Raw genomic sequence first — 16,625 nt, forward strand, 5'->3', positions numbered from 1 at the left:
TTCGTGGTCGCTCGACGTGTCAACGAACCCGCGAAAGCGCGAGCGCTCGGCGGAGCCCCAGTGCGAACAAACGGTCAGGCATCACACCACGTAGGGTCGTCATCGCGAACCCATCCCGCCCGACGATCGTCCGGAACGGGGGGGAGGGCGCGCCGACGAGGCGCGTGATGGTGCGACCCACCTCGTCGGGCGGCGGCGCGCGTCGGGCGCCGTTGATGGCGAGGTCTTCGATCTTGTGGATGAGCGCGGCGTAGGGGCCCTCGAGGGCGACGTGCGCGCCGCGCTTCAGGTTCTCGAAGAAGATCGGCGTGCGGAAGGTGCCGGGCGCGACGACGAGGACGTCGATGCCGAAGGGCTCGACCTCCCAGCGCAGCGCTTCGCTGAAGCCCTCCACGGCGTGCTTCGTGGCCGCGTAGATCGAGAGGCACGGCATGGCCACGCGGCCCGAGGTGCTCGACACGTTGATGACGCGGCCGCGGCGGGCGCCGCGCATCGAGGGGAGGATCGCGCGCGTGGTCGCCATGAGCCCGAGCACGTTGGTCTCGAGCTGCAGGCGCACGTCGTCCTCGGATTGCTCCTCGAACGGCCCGCCGATCGCGATGCCTGCATTGTTGACGAGCGCGAAGAAGGGCCCGTACTTCAGGACGAGCTCGCGGATCTTGTCGCCCGCGCCGGCCGCCGTCACGTCGAGCTGCTCGACGTCGACCGAGACGCCGCGCGCCCTCGCGGCCTTCTCCAGGGCCTCGCGCCGGTCGAGGTCGCGCATCGTCGCCACGACCCTGTGCCCCGCCGCCGCACACTCGATCGCCGCGGACAAACCGATGCCGCTCGACGTCCCCGTGATCAGGACAAGCTCTGCCACGGCCCGGCAGTCTAGCCGATGATCATGCTTTCGGAGAGCAACTTGCCCTCGGCGAACCTGCGCAGGTTCCAGCGGTCGAAGAGCGGCAGCTTCGTGCCCTCGGCGATGTGCTGCGCGAGCAGCTTGCCCATCACGGGCGCCATCATGAAGCCGTGGCCCATGAAGCCCGAGGCCTGGTAGAAGTTTTCGATCGCGTCGACCTCGCCCACGATGGGGTTCGCGTCGGGCGTGAGGTCGTAACATCCGGCCCACTGGCGCAGGACCTTCACCCGGCCGAGCAGCGGCACCGCGGCCGTGAGGGCGCGCGCGTAGAGCGCGAGGAACCGGTGCGACGAGCCCATGTCGAGGCCCTCGGGGACGTCCTCGTTGGAGATGCCTCCGACGATCTCGCCGCGCATCGACTGCGAGAAGTACAGGCCGTTCGAGAGGTCCGCGACGAGCGGCTTGAGCCAGGGCTTGAGCGGCTCGGTCGAGCAGATCTCGTGGCGGTGCGGGCGGTTCGGGAGCTTCACGTCGAGCATCGCCGCGAGGATCGGGCTCCACGCGCCGCAGGCGTTGACGACGCGGTTCGTGCGGATGACGCCTTTGTTCGTCACGACGCCCTCGATGCGCGAGCCGCGCGTCTCGAAGCCCGTGACCTCGGTGAACGTCTCGATCTCCACGCCGAGCTTCTGCGCGCACTCGGCGTAGCCCCAGACGAACGGCCACGGGAAGACGACGGCGTCGTCGGGGTTGTAGCTCGCGAGCAGGACGCCCTCGGTGTCGAGCTCGGGCACGATGCGCTTGGCCTCTTTCGGTTCGAGCAGGCGCGTCGCGAGGCCGCACTCGTTCTGCACGCGCACGCTCTTTTCGAGGTTCTTCTGCGCGCGCTCGTTCCGGACGAGGAAGAGGTAGCCGCCCTGGCGGAACCAGACGTTGATCTTCATCTCGGCCGCGAAGTCGCGGCACATGCGGATGCTCTCCTGCATGAGCCGGATGTTCTCTTCGCTGCCGAACTGGGCACGTACACCGCCGCCGTTGCGGCCGCTCGCGCCGCCGCAGAGGTAGCCCTTCTCGACGACGACCGTGTCCGTGATGCCGTGGTTTTTCGCGAGGTGCCAGGCGACGGACAGGCCCATGATCCCGCCCCCCACGATCACCACGCTGGCTCGGTCGCGCATGGTATGCGGAGCTTAGCTCAAAGCCGAGATGGCTTCGATCACGGTGTCGTAGAGCGCGACGTTCGTCGCGACGAGGCCGTTTTCGAGCCGCAGCCCGCCGTACGCGTAGTCGATCGGCGCGCCGTCGAGGTCCGAGAAGCGGCCGCCCGCGGCGATGAGGATCGCCTCGGGGCCGCACGTGTCCCAGAGCTTCGCGCCCGTGCCGCCGTGCACGTAAATCTCGGCTTCTCCCGTGGCGACGCGCGCGACCTTCACGCCGACCGATCCGCACGGGACGATGCGGCGGACGCCGATCCGCCGGGCGAGCGGCTCGACGAGGTGCGGGCGGTGCGAGCGCGAGACCATCATCGTCGCCTTCGAAGGATCGTGCTGATCGGTGACGCGGAGCGGGCGGCGCGCGCCGTCCGGTCCCTCGACGAAGGCGATGGGGGACGCGCCGACGCGGCCGCAGAGCGCCTCGCCCGACTCGGGGATCACGACCACGCCGAGCGTCGCGCGGCCGCCCACGGCGAGGCCGATCATCACGGCGAACTCGGGGTTTCGGTCGGCGAACTCGCGCGTGCCGTCGAGCGGATCGACGAAGAAGACGCGGCCCTGCTGGACCATCCGGCGCGCCTCGGCCGCGCTCTCGGGCGGGGTCTCCTCGGCGATGATCGGATCGCCGGGGAACGCTTCGGCGAGGCGCGCGCAGATGAGCGTGTTCGCCTCGCGATCGGCGCGCGTGACCGGATCGTTCGGGCCCTTCATCTCCACGGCGAACGGCGTCCGGTAGACCGCGCGGACGATCTCGGCCGCCTCGCGGGCGATGGAAAGGACGGTCAGAAGCTCGTTGTCCATGCCGGCGCTCTCCATATCGTGCCTCCGCGCCCGCCTCGTCAGATCTCGATGCCCACGCCCTTGAGGCGCGCGGCGAGCTCGACCATCACGGTGTCCTTGAGATACGGCGGTTCGCCCGCCTCGCGCTCGAGCTGGTCGAACTGAGCGACCGAGCGCGGGCCCAGGATCGCCGAGGAGACGAGCTGGTTCGCGAGGACGAACCGCAGCGCGACCGAGCGGAGCGTGCCGACGTCTTCGGCCTTGGAGAAGGGGCGGAGCGCGTCGAGCTGCTGGATGCGCTTGGCGAGCTCCTTGGGGCTCCAACGATCGGCGCGGTGGTCGCCCGCGTAGAACTCGCGCTCGGGGCTCCAGTGGCCGGTGAGCAGGCCATGGGCGAGCACGCTCCGCGCGAGGACGCCGACGCCGTGGTCCTTCACGTCGGCGGAGAGCGCGTGGAGATCCTTGGCGACGAAGACGTTGTACGCGAGCTCGACGACCTTGGCCCCGGCGCGGATCGCGGCGCGCGCGACCTCGACCGAGCCGGCGCTCACGCCCCAGGCGCGCACGAGGCCGCGCTCTTCGAGCTCCTTCATGAACCCGACGGAGTCAGCGCGCGCGAGCGCTTGTTCGGTCGGGTTGTGGAGGAGGACGATGTCGAGCGGGCTGCGATCGAGGCGCTCGCGTGAGCGCTCGAAGGCGACGCGCAGGTAGCTCGGATCGAAGCGCTTCTGCGCGGGCGAGGTTTCGAGGTCGGTGCCGATCTTCGTGACGACGTAGGTCGTGTTCTTCGGCAGGCGCGCGCCGAGCTTCTTCTCCATCGCGCCGCGGCCGTAGACGTCGGCGGTGTCGAAGAGGTTCACGCCGGAGGAGACGGCGCGATCGAGGACGCGATCGACCTCCGGCAAGACGACGGGCCCGTAGCCGTCGCCGGAGAGCCCCCACGTGCCGAGGCCGAGCTCGGAGACTTCGAGGGAGGTTTTGCCGAGAGGCCGCTTTCGCACGGCCTGCATTTACAACGTACGGCGGTGTCCGTCCATCGTGCATGGCGCGAGCCCTCGCCCGCGCCGGACTCCCGATCGAGCCGCCCGGGAACCAGGGAGGTTTACGAGGGAACCATGGCGAAGGAGCCGTTTTTCGCGTCGAGGACGGAGGGGGCGAAGACCTCCACAGGTCGGGATGTGGAGGCGGCAGAGGGCGCACACAAAGCGCTCGAGCTCGTCGCGCTGCGTGGCACCGAGGTGCTCGGCGTGCGCCACGTGCTCGAGGGCGGATCGTGCTGGATCGGGCAGGCCCCGGAGTCGATCGCGCGGATCCCGATGGCCGAGTACGGAGGCCAGGCGGCGGTCGTCGCCGAGGTCAAAGAGGGGCAGTTCGTGGTCCACGTGCCCCCGCGCGCACGAGGACGAACGCATGGAAAAGATGGGCTCGGTCGGCTCGTGACGGGGCCCGTGTCGCTCGAGGTGGAGGAGGGCGATCGGGCGGTGATCGTGCTCGGCCCGGTGCAGATCCGCGCGCGGCTCGTGGCGATCGAGGCGTCGGGCAAGGAGCGCGTGCGCATCCCGAGCGAGACGCGTCGGCTGCTCACGGTGATGGGCGCGCTTTACGTCACGGCGCTGGCGCTCTGCGCGGCGATCGCGCCCGCGCGGCCCGAGCGGCTCGCGAACGGCGCGATCCGGCGGGCGATCGCGACGGTGACGGAGAGCGTGGCGAGCCTGAACACGACGCACGAGCTGGATCGGCCGTGATCCGCGGAGGCAGGCGCGTCACTGGTAAAGCCAGTAGTGAAACGAATGAAACGCGCCCGCTTCGCGCGGCGTGACCTCGATCTCGGTGCGAGCCCAGACGCGATCCGGCGGGATCTCCACGACACGCTCGACCCACGCGCCGGCGGGGAGACGCGCCGAGCCGATCTCGATGCCGCCCGCGCGCACGACGAGCTCGACATCGGCGTCCGCCGAGGCGCGCAGGACGAGCGACGCCGCGCGGCCCTGCGCGAGCGTCGCGGCGAAGCGGTCGAGGGAGCGGCGCATGCGGCCTGCGTCGGCGATCTCGGCGGCGGGTGTCTCCTCGTTCGATCCCGCGTCGTCGCGCCGCGGCGGCTCGGCCATCACCGCCACGTTGTCCTGATCCGACGCGCCGAGGCGCGCGTAGCCGTGCGTGTCCTCGGACTCCAGGTCGGAGACGTCGATCTCGTCGGCGAGCGCGCCCTTTGGCGTCACCGCGCGCGGCAGCGCCCCCGAGCCGAGGAGGTCCCAGCGCGCCTCGTGCGCGATCATCGTTGGCCCACCAAGGATCGACTGATCGACCACGGTCTCGCGGTGCAGCTCCTCGCCGATCACGGGCGGGCACGCCATCCACTGCGGGTACACGATGAAGTGCGAGGGGCGGCGCTCCGCGGGGAGTTTTTCGTAGTGCTCGAAGCGCGAGCCGGCGCCGAACGTCCAGTAGCGTGACTCGCCCTCGGTCGTCAGGCCGACGACGTCGAACGTGCGCCGGTCGGAGACGTAGGCGATCGCGCCCGTGTCGTTCACGCCGATGCGCGCGTCCGCGGGGAGGTTCTCACGCGCCCAGAAGCCGAGCGTGACCTGCTGGTGATCGATCGCGCGCGCGCTCGTCGCGAGGTCGGAGAGCGTCCACGGGAGCTTCGTGACGAGCGCGCCCGTGAAGAGGCCGAGGACGAGCGGCGTGACCGGCGCGCGCGCGCGGCCGAAGCGGCGCGCGAGGTCGCCGATCTCGCGGGCGAGGCAGGCGAGCAGGACGAAGTGCGCGGCGTAGAAGGGCCAGACGTAACGGACGCGGTTCCAGAGGAAGCTCAGGTACGTGCACGGCAGCGCCGTCGCGAGGGCGATCGCGAGGACGAACGTGCCGTGGATCGGAAGCGCGGCGCGGTGCGCGCGGTAGACGAGCGCGAAGGCGCCGAGCAGCGTGGGGACGAGAAAGTTCTCGGGGACGAAGACCGCGGACCACTCGCCGCCGTCGAGCACGCTCTGCCAGAGGATGCGCAGGTTCGACTGGAGGAACGCGATCATGCCGGCGCGGTCGTACGCGGGGTTCGCCGGGAGCCACTTGACCATCGTGGTCGAGGAGGCCGCATGTCCCGCGATCACGAGGTGGAGCAGCGGCACGAGGAGCGGGCCGAGCGCGGGGACGAGCGCGACGAGGCGCCGCGGTTTGCCCTCGCCGCTCGGGCGCAAGGCGAGCGCAGCGACGGCGAGCGCCGAGGCGACGGCGCCCTCGGGGCGCACGAGGGGCGTGAGCAAGCCGAGCGCGGCGACCTCGATCGCGTGGCGACGACCGGGCGCGGGGGACGCAGGATCCGGCTCGCAGTACGCGGCCGCGACGCGCGCCGTGCGCATGAGCATCCACGCGAAGAGGAGGGTCTCCATGCCGCTCCAGGCGAACCAGGCGAACGCGCCGAAGCCGAGGCACATGATCATGGCCCCGGCGCCCGCGGCGCGGCCGGCGAGGCGACGCGCGAGGCGCCCGGTCTCGACGGCGAGCGCGGCGTGCGCGAGCGTGCCGAGCAGCCACGCGGCCCAGACGAACGAGAGCCCGCGCAGGCCGAGGAGGTAAAACGGCGCGAGGACGAGCGGCCAAAGCAGGCTCGTCGCGCCCGTCGTGTAGCCCTCGCCCGGCACGTACGAGAAGAAATGGCCCTCGGCGAGGCGACGCGCGTACTGCAGGTGGATGAAGGCGTCGTCGAGCGGGAGCGCGGGGCGCCCCGCGCGGCCGAGGATGCCGCGGACGGCGAGGGCGCCGAGAGCGAAGCTCACCGCGAGGGGAAAGGCGTAAGGGGCCAGGCGTTTGCCCACGTCCCGAGGCGTCACGGGCGGGACCATACCGACCCGGGCAAAGGCCCGCTACCCATCCGGCCGACGTTGTGCTTGTTTGCGCCCGCCATGGTGTTCCGGCCGCGCCCCAACCATCCGTACGCTCACGCCGCTCGCTTCCCGGACGAGGGTCCGGTCGACATCGGCTCGATCCTGCCGGGCGAGGGGCCCATCGAGATCGAGATCGGCCCGGGCCGCGGCGGCTTCCTCTTCGAGCGCGCGGCGGCCGCGCCCAAAAGCCGGCTGCTCGGGCTGGAGATCCGGCTGAAGTGGTCGTCGATCGTGGACGAGCGGCTGAAGAAGCAAGGGCTCGGCGCGCGGGCGCGCGTGCTCAACGCGGACGCGCGTGAGGCGCTCTCCCGGCTCGGGCCGGACGCCTCGATCGACACGTTTTTCATGCACTTCCCCGATCCCTGGTGGAAGAAGAAGCACGCGAAGCGCCTCGTCATGGGGCCGGGCCTGCTCGACTCGATCGCGCGGCTCTTGCGGGACGGCGGCGCGTTCTACGTGCAGACGGACGTCGCGGAGCGGGCGGAGATGTACGAAGCGCAGGTCGGCGCGCACGAGGCGTTCGAGCCGAGCGGAGACGAGCCGGGTTCGGCGCGGATGGCCGAGAACCCGTACAACGCGCGGAGCCCACGCGAGCACCACGCCATCGCGGACGGGCTGCCCGTGACGCGTCTTCGTTACCAGCGCCGGCCGCGCTGAGACGAATTCACAGCTTGAAGGCCGCGCGCGCGACCTCGCCGGCCTTCACCTGCACGGCTTGCGACTGCGACGCGCCGCCGCCTTCGGGCTTGCACGTGATGCGCGCGGTGCCCGCGTTGACCACGGCCTCGACGGGCGTCGACCCGTACCCCGTGCCGTTGATCGTCACGTTGCAGAAGCCGCCCTTCGACGTGACGCGCACCTTGCCGCTGCCGCCTCCGCCCCCGCCGCCCGCGGTGCTCGGGCCGCCCGTGCCCGCGGCCGCGGCGCTGTTCGGATCGGCTTTCACGAGCCGCTCCTGGATGACCTTCGTCTCGCCCTTCTCGGCGGTGAACGTGATCGTCTTCGGCACGTAGCCCGAGAGCTGGAACACGAGCTTGTGCTCCTCGCCCGCGGAGAGGCCTTCGAGCTTCTCGATCACGCCCTTCAGTTGCTTGTTGTCGAGCCAGACCGTCGCGGGGGGATCGATCTTCAGCACCACCGTGACCGAGCCGGTCTTCATCACGGCCTGGACCGCGCGCGTCGGCTCCTGTTCGCTCAGCGTGATCGACTCGCGGTGCGCCTCGAAGCCTTCCTTCGTCAGCTTGACCTTGATCTCGCTGTCGAGCGGCAGGCCCTCGACCTTCGCGGGCGTGACCTGCTTCTGCAGCTCGCCGTTGATCCAGATCGAGCAACCCTCGTCGGCGCCGCACTTCACGTCGAGCGCGCCCTTCGTCTCCTTCGCGCGCACGGCCTGCACCTTCTCGGCGTCGGCGCGCATCTGCGCCTCGCGCTCCGCGGCTTGCTTGCGCATGTAGAAGAAGCCACCCACGCCGGCGAGCACCACGGCGGCGAGCGCGAACCAGAGCCCCGCGCTCGAACGCTTCGGCTGCGGCGCCGACGCGCCCGTCGCCGACAAGCCCCCGCCGCCCGTCACCGTGCCCTCGTACATCGAGGGGCTGTGCTGCAGGGCGATGATGTCGGCGAGCTGCTTGACGTCCTGCAGCGCCTCCTTCTGCTGCTCCAGTTTGTCCTGGAACAGGGACTGCATCCACTGCGTCAGGCTGATCTGCGAGACCGGAATGCGCTCCTCGCGGACGAACGCTTCGAGGTCGCTCTGCATCTCGCGCGCGCTCTGGTAGCGATCCTCGCGCTTCTTCTCGAGCGACTTCATCACGATGCGATCGAGCGCGGGCGGGTAGCCGGGTTTGACCTGGCTCGGGCGCGGATAGTCCTTCTCGCAGATGAGCTTCAGCGTCTCGAACTCGCTCGATCCCTTGAAGAGCCGCTTGCCCGTCGTGAGCTCGAAGAGCAAGACGCCCACGGCGAAGATGTCGCTGCGCCAGTCGACGTCGCTGCCCGACGCCTGCTCGGGCGACATGTACGGGACTTTGCCCTTGAGCTGGCCGTCCTTCGTGTCCTCGCCGATCTGCGAGCTCGACTTGGCCACGCCGAAGTCGACGATCTTCACGTCGCCCGAGAACGTGCAGACGATGTTCTGCGGCGAGATGTCGCGGTGCACGATGTGCAGGAGGTTGCCCTCGAGGTCGCGCTTCTCGTGCGCGTAGGCGAGGCCCGCGCAGGTGCCGAGCCCGATCGCGACGGCGTGCTCCAGCGGGAACTCGGTGAGGCCCTTCTTGCGCATCGCGCGGACGATGGAGCGGATGTCCTCGCCGTGGATGTGCTCCATGGCGATGAAGTACGTCCCGTCGACTTGCCCGACGTCGAAGGTCTGCACGATGTTCGGATGCGACATCGTCGCGGCGACGCGCGCCTCGTGCAGCAGCATCTCGATGAACGCCTTGTCGTGGTTCATCGAGGGCAAGATCCGCTTGATGACGATGAGCTTCTCGAAGCCCGCCACCGAGCGGTGAAGGGCGAGGAAGATCTCCGCCATCCCGCCGGCCGCCAGCCGACGCAGAAGCGTGTACTTGCCGAACTGGCGCGGCAGGTTCTCTTCAGGGAGCGAGGCCAGGTTGAACCCCGCGTCGTCCTGTGGCTCTCCGCCCGCGCGTTGCACCATCCCGTAATCCCGTCTGTCCGTAAGGTTACGGCGCAGCATCATGACATGGTGGCTCCCGGTGTCGACGGATTCTTCCAGCCGCGCGCCGTCGCTGCCCTCCGTCGTGGCCACGCGCTCTGTCGCCAGGATCCAGCGCAAGATCCATGCTAGGCAGCGTCGTGCCCCCGTCTCGTTCGCGCCCGCGCGTCCTCCCTCGCATCCCCCTCGCGCTTTCCATCACGGCGGCGCTGCTCGGGGCCTCGACTTCCGCGGAGGCGGCCTCGATCCGCAAGGGTCCGTACCTGCAAGCGCTCGGCCAGACGGCCGTCACGATCAAGCTGGAACTGTCGACCCCGGAGCCGGCGACGATCCTCGTGACCGGGCCCGGGGGGTTCTCGACGTCGAAGGACGCGGCGTCGGACAAGCGCTTTCACGCGATCCGCGTCGACGGCCTCGCGCCCGCGACGACGTACGCGTACCGCGTGAAGGTCGGCAACGTGGAGAGCAAGCCCGTGGATTTCACGACGGCGCCGGCCGACGCTCGCCCGTTCAAGTTCGTCGCGTACGGCGACAGCCGCTCGGACGCCGCGGCGCACGCGGCCGTCGCGCGCGCCATCGACGCCGCGCCCGCCGACTTCTTCGTGCACACGGGCGACATGGTCCAGGACGGGGACAACGAGGCGCAGTGGCAGGAGTTCTTCGGCATCGAAGGAAAGCTGCTCGCGAACCGATGCGCGTTCGTCGCGGTCGGCAACCACGAGCTCACGGTGCCCGATCCCACGGGGCAGGTGAACTTCCTCCGCTACTTCGGGGCGACCGAGACCGACGGGCGGGAGCGCCCGCACCTCTACGGATCGTTCCGCTGGTCGAACACGCGGTTTTTCCTGCTGAACGCGATGGATACGTGGACCGGCGACGAAAAGGAGTGGCTCCGCGCCGAGCTCGCGAGCGCGCGGGACGAGCCGGGCCTCGTGCACCGGATCGCGGTGATGCACCACGGGCCGTTCTCGAGCGGCCACCACGGCGGCAACGCGCGCCTCGCGTCGAAAGGCATCCTCTCGATGATGCGCGACAACAAAGTCGAGCTCGTGATCGCCGGGCACGACCACGCCTACGAGCGCGGCGAAGGGCAGGGGCTCAAGTACATCGTGTCGGGAGGCGCGGGCGCGCCGCTCTACAAGCAGCGCAGCCGCGCCCCGGAGCAGCAGTCCTTCGAGTCGGTGCATCACTTCCTCGAAATCGCGATCGACGGCCCCGCGGTCAACGTCCTCGCCCGCCGCGCGAGCGGGACCGTGATCGAGCAATGCAGCTACCGGGGCACCGAGAGCTGGTCCTGCAAGTCCGACGAGGCGAAACCGAGCTCGGCCGCCCCACCCGCGACGGCACGAGCGAGCACCGCCTGCGCCTCCGCCGTCCCGGGGAGCACGCCCGCCGGCGCGGGCGGCGCCGCCGCGCTCGTCGCCCTCGCCGCCCTCGGGGCCCTCGGGGCGCGACGCCGCGTTTCGTCCGCGGGAGATACTTGATCACCGGCCGAGCCCGGGGATATCGTCCCGCCATGCCTCGTTTGCCCTTCGCCGCGACCATGTCCGCGTTGGCTCTCCTCGGCAGCGTGCTGCTCGGCTGCGCCACGTACCGTCAGGATCTGGAGCGGGCGCAGAAGCACTACGAGGAGAACCAGTACGAGAAGGCGCTCGCGCTCTTCCGCGTGCTCGAGCCCGACATCGACTCGCTCTCCGACGCCGAGCAAGCCAAGTACGCCTATCTGCGTGGCATGACGGACTACCGGCTCGCGGGGCTCTCGCTCGCCGCGAACGTGCCCGGCGGCGTGGCCGATCCGCGCCGCGGCTACCGCGACAACGCGCGGCACTGGCTCGCCGTCGCGGCCGCCATCGAGAAGAACACGCCGGGCGGGCTCACGGGCGACGAGAAGAAGCGGCTCGAAGACTCGCTCACGGACCTCAACAAGGACGTGTACGGCGGCATCGAGAGCGTCGAAGACAAGGCCGACGACACGAAGAAGGGCGAGGACGCCGCCGAGAAGAAGGCCGATCCCAACGCGGCCCCGGCGCCGGCCCCGGCGACGAAGTAGAGCTCGCCCGATCCTGAAACGCCGAGAGCGCCGCATCGGCCTCGCCGATCGGCGCTCTCGTTCGTTCGAAGGGCCCCTTTCGTGATGGGGGCCGGGGGCTCGTCTCGGGACGTGTCTGCCCTCGGGTTGGGTCGTCCCTCGTCAGGACGTTCCCCGGCGAAGGGCGTGAATCTCGTCCTTCGCCTTGAGCTTTTGCTTCTTCAGCTCGGCCATCTCGAGCTGTTCGGAGGGTGTCAGGTACGCGTGCCGCCCGAGCTCGGCGAGGCGCGCATCGAGCTCCCGATGGCGCATCTCTGCATGGTTCAGCCGCTCGGCATCGGAATCGGTCTCGGTCTCCCGCTTCATCATGCCCACCTCCTGGCTTTCCATTTGGGGCTCCGGATCGACCTTCGGCGTCCTTCGCCCCACGCCCCGTGAGGGCCCCCGTTCTTGCTGCGAAGAGCCCCGCTTGCTGGTCCATCATCGAGCCGGCCCCCGAGGACGGGGAGCCGCGCGCGATGTTTTCAAGGTACCCTAGGACGAGCGGCCTCGGATCGCCTTTCCGCGTGGCTCATGTGCTTCCTCATGCGACGTTTTCCACTCGGGTCGGGTTCGTCCTCGTCGCCTCCGGCCGCCCTCCTTGACGCGCTGAAGCAGTGGATTCCGGCCATGGAGACACGAGAAACCAGGGCCCGATCGGTTGGGGTACGGATGGTTTTTTCCACGCACACGCGCCTCGCGCTCGCTCTCGCTCTCGCCGGCTTGCTCGTGGGGTGTGGTTCGTCCGGACCTCATCCGGAGGTCCCTCGGACCACGCCGAAGGCCGAGGGCGGAGCCGTGATCGAGGTCTCGCCCGTCGTGGTCTCGCCGTACTCCGAGGCCGAGATCGTCCAGGAGTTCGAGCGGGGGAAGGCGCTCTTGCTCGGCGGAAAACACCGCGAGGCCGCCGAGGTCTTCGACAAGCTCGAGCGGCTGTCGCCCGACGGCGAGGTCGGGGCGGCGAGCCTCTACAACGCGGCCGTCGGGTACGAGGCGCTCGGGGAGCGGGAGGCCTCGGCCGCGCGGCTTCGGGAGCTTCTGCGGCGCTTCCCGGGCCACGCGCTCGAGCGCAGCGCGCTGTTTCGTCTCGGTCGGGCCCTTGGGCACCTCGAGCGCTGGGCCGAGCTCGTCGCCGTGGCGGACAAGCTCGTCGCGCGGCAGGACCTCGCGGTGCTGGAGGTGATCGAGGCGCGCGGGGCGCGGGCGCTGGGGCTCGTGGAGCAGGACCTCGTGGAGGAGGCGTGGCGCGAGGTCTCCGTGGCGCGGGACCTCGTCGAGCGCGAGCGGCTGGGCGAGGCGGGCAAGCCCCCGATCGAGCTCGCGCAGCTCTGGTTCGCGGTGGGCGAGGTGCGGCGCAAGCGCAGCGAGGCGATCCGGTTCGAGCCCATGCCTCCGAACTTCGCCGAGACGCTCGAGAAGCGCTGCCAGGGCCTGCTCGACGCGCAGGGGGCGTACACCGAGGCGATGCGCAGCCTGGACGCGCACTGGTCGGCGATGGCGGGCTACCGCGTGGGGCAGCTCTACCAGGAGCTGCATCGCGACGTGATGCGGGTGCCTCCGCCCGCGGCGGCCGACACGCTGCGGAAGAAGCAGCTCTTCGAGGGAGCGATGCGGCTGCGCTACCGCGTGCTCCTGGAGAAGGGGCTCAAGATGATGGACGGGACAGTGCGGCTCGGCGATCGGACGGGCGAGGCGTCGGCGTGGATCGGGCGGGCGCGAGAGGCCAAGCGGGCGCTCGAGCTTGCCCTCGCGGACGAGAAGGCGGCGCTCGGGCGGCTCCCGTTCACCGAGGACGAGCTGCGCGAGGCGCTCGAGGCGTTGAAGAAGAAGCCGTAGAGCGCCGAACGGTTCGACGCTCTGCGTGTTCGTCCGGGCACGCGCGCCCGGCGACGCTTCAATGGATGTCGGGCTTGCAGCCGAAGAAGATGTCGAGTTTGCCGTCCGGATCCGCCTGCACGACCTGGCAGGAGGCGGGGCAAAGCAAGATTTTTTGCGGCTTCTTCGGGTCGTCGTAATACCAGCCGGGGCCCACGCCGCAATCGGCGGCGCCCGTGGTCTGCGTGATCTCTTTCTCGATGCCCGCGCCGTTCGTGTGCTTGACCCAGGCCTTGTCGAGCTCGAGCGGGTCATTGCCCGACGGCTCGGGGACGACGTACTCGCAGGCGAGGGCCTTCGAGCGGATCTCGGTCATCTTTTGCGCGAACTGCGCGACGTTCGCGGTGACGTCGTACGATTTCATGGTCCCGCCAGCCGCGGCGATCTGGTCGAGGTTCAGGACGCTCGCGCCGTTGATGGCGACGACGTACGTCTCGACGCCGTTGTAATCGAGGGCGCTCTTCGCGAGGCCCGCGATGCTCGGGATGTCGTTCTGGTTGCCGGGGCAGCTATTGGGATCGCCGTCGCTGGCGAAGACCAGGATGACCTTGTGGTTCGGGTGCGCGTCCTTGTAGGCAGTCGCATTGAAGAGCGCGCCTTCGAGCGCGCCGTACATCGGCGTCGATCCGCCGTTCGGGCTCTCGCCGTTGATCGACTGGACGAGGGCCGGCGCGTTCCCGGGCAGGGCCCCGATCTGGACGGAGAGGTCGTCGTAATGGTGGTAGTTGCAGACGAGCCCGTCCGGCGGGGCATCCACGGGGAAATACAGGATGCCGACGTTGATCCCCGCGGAAGCCGGATCCTCCACGAATTGCTTGATCGCGGTCGTCGCGCCGTTCCAGTTCTGGCCGTACATGCTGCCGGAGCGGTCGAGCAGGATGACGAGATCGAGCTCGACGGGCTCGGCCTTCCCGCCGGTCTGGGCGCAGGCCTCTTCGCCCCCGCCGTCGCCATTCATCATGCCGCCGTCGAAATCGAACATGTCGCCACCCGTGCCGGTGGCGCCGCTCGGATCCGCGCCTCCGCTGCCACCCGTGCCGCTCGTCTCCGTCGCGCCGTTCGTGGCCTGACCGTCACGGTCCCCGGACGCGCTGCACGCGAGGCCGAGCGAGGCGACGCAGAGCGCCGCGAGGGCGCAGAGGGTCCTCTGGCTCGCGCCGCCGAAGGCGATCGGGCGCCCCCCATGTCCGACCTGCGTTGTGCTCGTAATGCGGGATGCGCGGAAAAACATGTTTACTCCTGGGAATCTGGAGAAGGACGACCCTCCGCTCGGTGCCTCATATCGATCGCCGATCGGGGAGCTTTGCGCCGCCGGAAGGCCGTGAACTCGAATCATTCGAGGCGCTCGGAGGGCGACGACGGAGCGAGATCGATGTATACGGCGCGGACGTGCGCGGCAAGCACCCACGAATGGATGGCTTTCGACGAGGGCATCGAAGGAGCGGCATTCGCCGAAATGATGGCCTTACGCAGTCCGGATCGCAATCGGGCGACGTCTGATTGCGATCTCGAACGTTCAATTTGGAAAAACTGGTGCGTCGCGGCTACGCGCGCCGTTCCGGACAAGGGTGCGCCGCCGCGCCGCACGGGCGAGGATTCGTGCCTCGCCGCGGCAGAGAGGTGGGTCGACGATGAGGGAATGGATGAATTGGGGGCGCATTCTCGCCGTGTCCGTGAGCTTCGTCGCCGCGGGCTGCGCGCGGCAGGCATCCGATGCCTCGCGCGGGGGGAGCGTTGGCAGCGGCGTCGGCGGCGAGAGCGGCGTGGGGGGCAGCGGCGATCCTGGCGACCCCTCCCTCGGCGCGATGGACTGCCCCGTGGATTGCTCGCTCATCGACACGCCGCCTTGCCTCGTGTCCGTCTGCGACGCGGAGACATCGCGCTGCGCCGTCGTCCCGCGCTCCGATGGGACCTCCTGCGAGGATGGCCTCTTCTGCACCGTGGGCGATAGTTGCCAGGGCGGCGTTTGCGTCGGGGGCGGGCCGAACCACTGCGGCATCGAGGCCGCGACCTGCGCGGTCGTGACCTGCCACGAGGACACGGCCACCTGCGATGAAGGGCCCGCGCTCGACGGGGCGCCATGCGTGTCGAGCGACTCGTGCACGGTCTCTTCGACCTGCAAGGGCGGAGCCTGCGTCGGTGCGCCGAAGAGCTGCCACTTCGCGCCCGTGCCCGACGATTGTCACGTCGCGGTCTGCAATCCCGCGACGGGCGGCTGCGAGCCCGTCCCCGGCAACGAGGGCCTCGCGTGCGAGCAAGGCGGCGACCCGTGCATGACGGGCAAGACCTGCGCCGCGGGGAGCTGCCAGGGGGGAGGCCCGAAAGACTGCGCGAGCGCCACCGACGACTGCAACACGGGCGTTTGCGATGCCGCCACGGGGGCGTGCGTGGGAATGCCGCTCGGCGAGGGCCTTTCGTGCAGCGAGGTTGCCGACGAGTGCAACACCGGGATGTGTGATGCGTTAGGTGTTTGTCAGAGAGTGCCCACGCCTGGCGTGGCCTGCGCGTCCGCCAAGAACGACTGCAACGAGGGTGTCTGCGACGCGGCGGGGGCCTGCGTGGGCGTGCCGGTCAACGAGGGCGGAGCCTGCGAGGATGGCAATGCGTGCACGCTGGGCGAGACGTGCTCGGGCGGGTCGTGTACGGGCGGCAAGGCCGAGGGGTACGTCGTCTACCTGCACGAGACGTTCGCGGACAACGCGGCTGGCTGGACGCTCGAAGGCGAGTGGCAGATCGGCCCCGCGAAGGCCTCGCCGGGCAACGCGTCGCACGGCTCCGAGGATCCGGCCACGGACCGCACCTCGACGGGGGACAACGGCATCGCGGGCGTGAACATCGGAGGATATGCGGCCGAGGCCGTTCACCCGCCGGAGTACCTCGTGAGCCCCGCGATCGATACGAGCGGTACGGGCTCGTTGTGGCTCTCCTTCTACCGGTGGCTGAACAGCGATTACGGGCCGTACATGACGAACACCATCGACGTCTTCGACGGCAGCGCGTGGGTCTCCGTGTGGAACTCGGGTGGACCGCCGGCGCTGAAGGACGCGTCGTGGACGCTCATGACGTACGACCTCACGCCGTACCGCAATCCGGCGCTGCGCGTGCGCTTCGGCTTCGAGGTGGGCAACGGCGGCGTGTTCACGGTCTCGGGGTGGAACCTCGACGACGTGACGATCGCGAACGCGGTTTGCGAGGTGGCGACCCCGCCCGCGCCGGAGCCTGCGCCCTCCTCCGCGACGTACTGACGGGGCGTTTGTCGGGGGGCGCCTGGGCGAAGGAATTCGTG

General features: G+C 69.9%; 14 protein-coding genes. 6 read left to right on the top strand and 8 right to left on the bottom strand.

Annotation, left to right across the window (positions count from 1 at the left end; translation table 11 throughout):
* Positions 1–19 precede the first annotated feature (19 nt).
* From QHF85_RS16420 to QHF85_RS16435, 4 genes are read right to left on the bottom strand one after another with little or no spacing between them, the layout of a single operon-like run.
* Positions 20–862 (bottom strand): SDR family NAD(P)-dependent oxidoreductase, encoded by an 843-nt coding sequence (locus QHF85_RS16420; RefSeq protein WP_281328131.1) that lies wholly within the window; start codon positions 860–862, stop codon positions 20–22.
* An 11-nt stretch (positions 863–873) separates the two neighbouring features.
* Positions 874–2,022: an FAD-binding oxidoreductase gene (locus tag QHF85_RS16425; RefSeq protein ID WP_281328132.1), complete on the bottom strand. Its 1,149-nt coding sequence runs from the start codon at positions 2,020–2,022 to the stop codon at positions 874–876.
* A 12-nt stretch (positions 2,023–2,034) separates the two neighbouring features.
* Positions 2,035–2,859: a 3'(2'),5'-bisphosphate nucleotidase CysQ gene (locus QHF85_RS16430; RefSeq protein ID WP_281328133.1), complete on the bottom strand. Its 825-nt coding sequence runs from the start codon at positions 2,857–2,859 to the stop codon at positions 2,035–2,037.
* A 38-nt stretch (positions 2,860–2,897) separates the two neighbouring features.
* Positions 2,898–3,839 (bottom strand): aldo/keto reductase, encoded by a 942-nt coding sequence (locus QHF85_RS16435; RefSeq protein ID WP_281328134.1) that lies wholly within the window; start codon positions 3,837–3,839, stop codon positions 2,898–2,900.
* Between the two features lie 114 nt (positions 3,840–3,953).
* Between QHF85_RS16435 and QHF85_RS16440 the strand changes: the two genes are divergently transcribed.
* Entirely contained in the window at positions 3,954–4,583 is a 630-nt protein-coding gene (locus tag QHF85_RS16440) for a hypothetical protein (protein WP_281328135.1), read from the top strand.
* 18 nt (positions 4,584–4,601) lie between these two features.
* Here QHF85_RS16440 and QHF85_RS16445 read toward each other — a convergent pair whose 3' ends face one another.
* Entirely contained in the window at positions 4,602–6,665 is a 2,064-nt protein-coding gene (locus QHF85_RS16445) for a hypothetical protein (RefSeq protein WP_281328136.1), read from the bottom strand.
* A gap of 72 nt (positions 6,666–6,737) precedes the next feature.
* Here QHF85_RS16445 and QHF85_RS16450 point away from each other — a divergent pair, with 72 nt between their 5' ends.
* Positions 6,738–7,376, top strand: coding sequence for a tRNA (guanine-N7)-methyltransferase (locus tag QHF85_RS16450; protein ID WP_281328137.1), 639 nt, complete (start codon positions 6,738–6,740; stop codon positions 7,374–7,376).
* Between the two features lie 7 nt (positions 7,377–7,383).
* On the opposite strand, the gene QHF85_RS16455 is transcribed toward QHF85_RS16450, so the two are convergent.
* Entirely contained in the window at positions 7,384–9,516 is a 2,133-nt protein-coding gene (locus QHF85_RS16455) for a protein kinase (protein ID WP_281328138.1), read from the bottom strand.
* Between the two features lie 20 nt (positions 9,517–9,536).
* Between QHF85_RS16455 and QHF85_RS16460 the strand changes: the two genes are divergently transcribed.
* A complete protein-coding gene (locus tag QHF85_RS16460) occupies positions 9,537–10,880 on the top strand; it encodes a metallophosphoesterase (RefSeq protein WP_281328139.1) in 1,344 nt (447 codons plus the stop codon).
* Positions 10,881–10,939: 59 nt separating this feature from the next.
* On the top strand, positions 10,940–11,446 hold the full coding sequence (locus tag QHF85_RS16465) for a hypothetical protein (RefSeq protein ID WP_281328140.1): 507 nt from the start codon (positions 10,940–10,942) through the stop codon (positions 11,444–11,446).
* Positions 11,447–11,587: 141 nt separating this feature from the next.
* On the opposite strand, the gene QHF85_RS16470 is transcribed toward QHF85_RS16465, so the two are convergent.
* Positions 11,588–11,815: a YdcH family protein gene (locus QHF85_RS16470; protein ID WP_281328141.1), complete on the bottom strand. Its 228-nt coding sequence runs from the start codon at positions 11,813–11,815 to the stop codon at positions 11,588–11,590.
* 321 nt (positions 11,816–12,136) lie between these two features.
* On the opposite strand from QHF85_RS16470, the gene QHF85_RS16475 reads away from it, so the two are divergent.
* Positions 12,137–13,300 carry a hypothetical protein gene (locus QHF85_RS16475; protein ID WP_281328142.1) on the top strand — a complete coding sequence of 388 codons (1,164 nt, stop codon included), beginning with the start codon at positions 12,137–12,139 and terminating at the stop codon, positions 13,298–13,300.
* A 58-nt stretch (positions 13,301–13,358) separates the two neighbouring features.
* Here QHF85_RS16475 and QHF85_RS16480 read toward each other — a convergent pair whose 3' ends face one another.
* Positions 13,359–14,570, bottom strand: coding sequence for a vWA domain-containing protein (locus QHF85_RS16480; protein ID WP_281328143.1), 1,212 nt, complete (start codon positions 14,568–14,570; stop codon positions 13,359–13,361).
* Between the two features lie 412 nt (positions 14,571–14,982).
* On the opposite strand from QHF85_RS16480, the gene QHF85_RS16485 reads away from it, so the two are divergent.
* Positions 14,983–16,584, top strand: a complete 1,602-nt coding sequence (locus QHF85_RS16485; protein WP_281328144.1) for a hypothetical protein — start codon at positions 14,983–14,985, stop codon at positions 16,582–16,584.
* The last annotated feature ends 41 nt before the right edge of the window (positions 16,585–16,625 follow it).

The sequence above is a fragment of the Polyangium sp. 6x1 genome (genome assembly GCF_029946515.1).
GTDB lineage: Bacteria > Myxococcota_A > Polyangia > Polyangiales > Polyangiaceae > Polyangium.

Coding starts and splice junctions, on each gene's coding strand:
- QHF85_RS16485 (WP_281328144.1), top strand. CDS start 14,983: ATGAATTGGGGGCGCATTCTCGCCGTGTCCGTGAGCTTCGTCGCCGCG.
- QHF85_RS16480 (WP_281328143.1), bottom strand. CDS start 14,570: ATGTTTTTCCGCGCATCCCGCATTACGAGCACAACGCAGGTCGGACAT.
- QHF85_RS16465 (WP_281328140.1), top strand. CDS start 10,940: ATGTCCGCGTTGGCTCTCCTCGGCAGCGTGCTGCTCGGCTGCGCCACG.
- QHF85_RS16475 (WP_281328142.1), top strand. CDS start 12,137: ATGGTTTTTTCCACGCACACGCGCCTCGCGCTCGCTCTCGCTCTCGCC.
- QHF85_RS16440 (WP_281328135.1), top strand. CDS start 3,954: ATGGCGAAGGAGCCGTTTTTCGCGTCGAGGACGGAGGGGGCGAAGACC.
- QHF85_RS16450 (WP_281328137.1), top strand. CDS start 6,738: ATGGTGTTCCGGCCGCGCCCCAACCATCCGTACGCTCACGCCGCTCGC.
- QHF85_RS16425 (WP_281328132.1), bottom strand. CDS start 2,022: ATGCGCGACCGAGCCAGCGTGGTGATCGTGGGGGGCGGGATCATGGGC.
- QHF85_RS16430 (WP_281328133.1), bottom strand. CDS start 2,859: ATGGACAACGAGCTTCTGACCGTCCTTTCCATCGCCCGCGAGGCGGCC.
- QHF85_RS16470 (WP_281328141.1), bottom strand. CDS start 11,815: ATGGAAAGCCAGGAGGTGGGCATGATGAAGCGGGAGACCGAGACCGAT.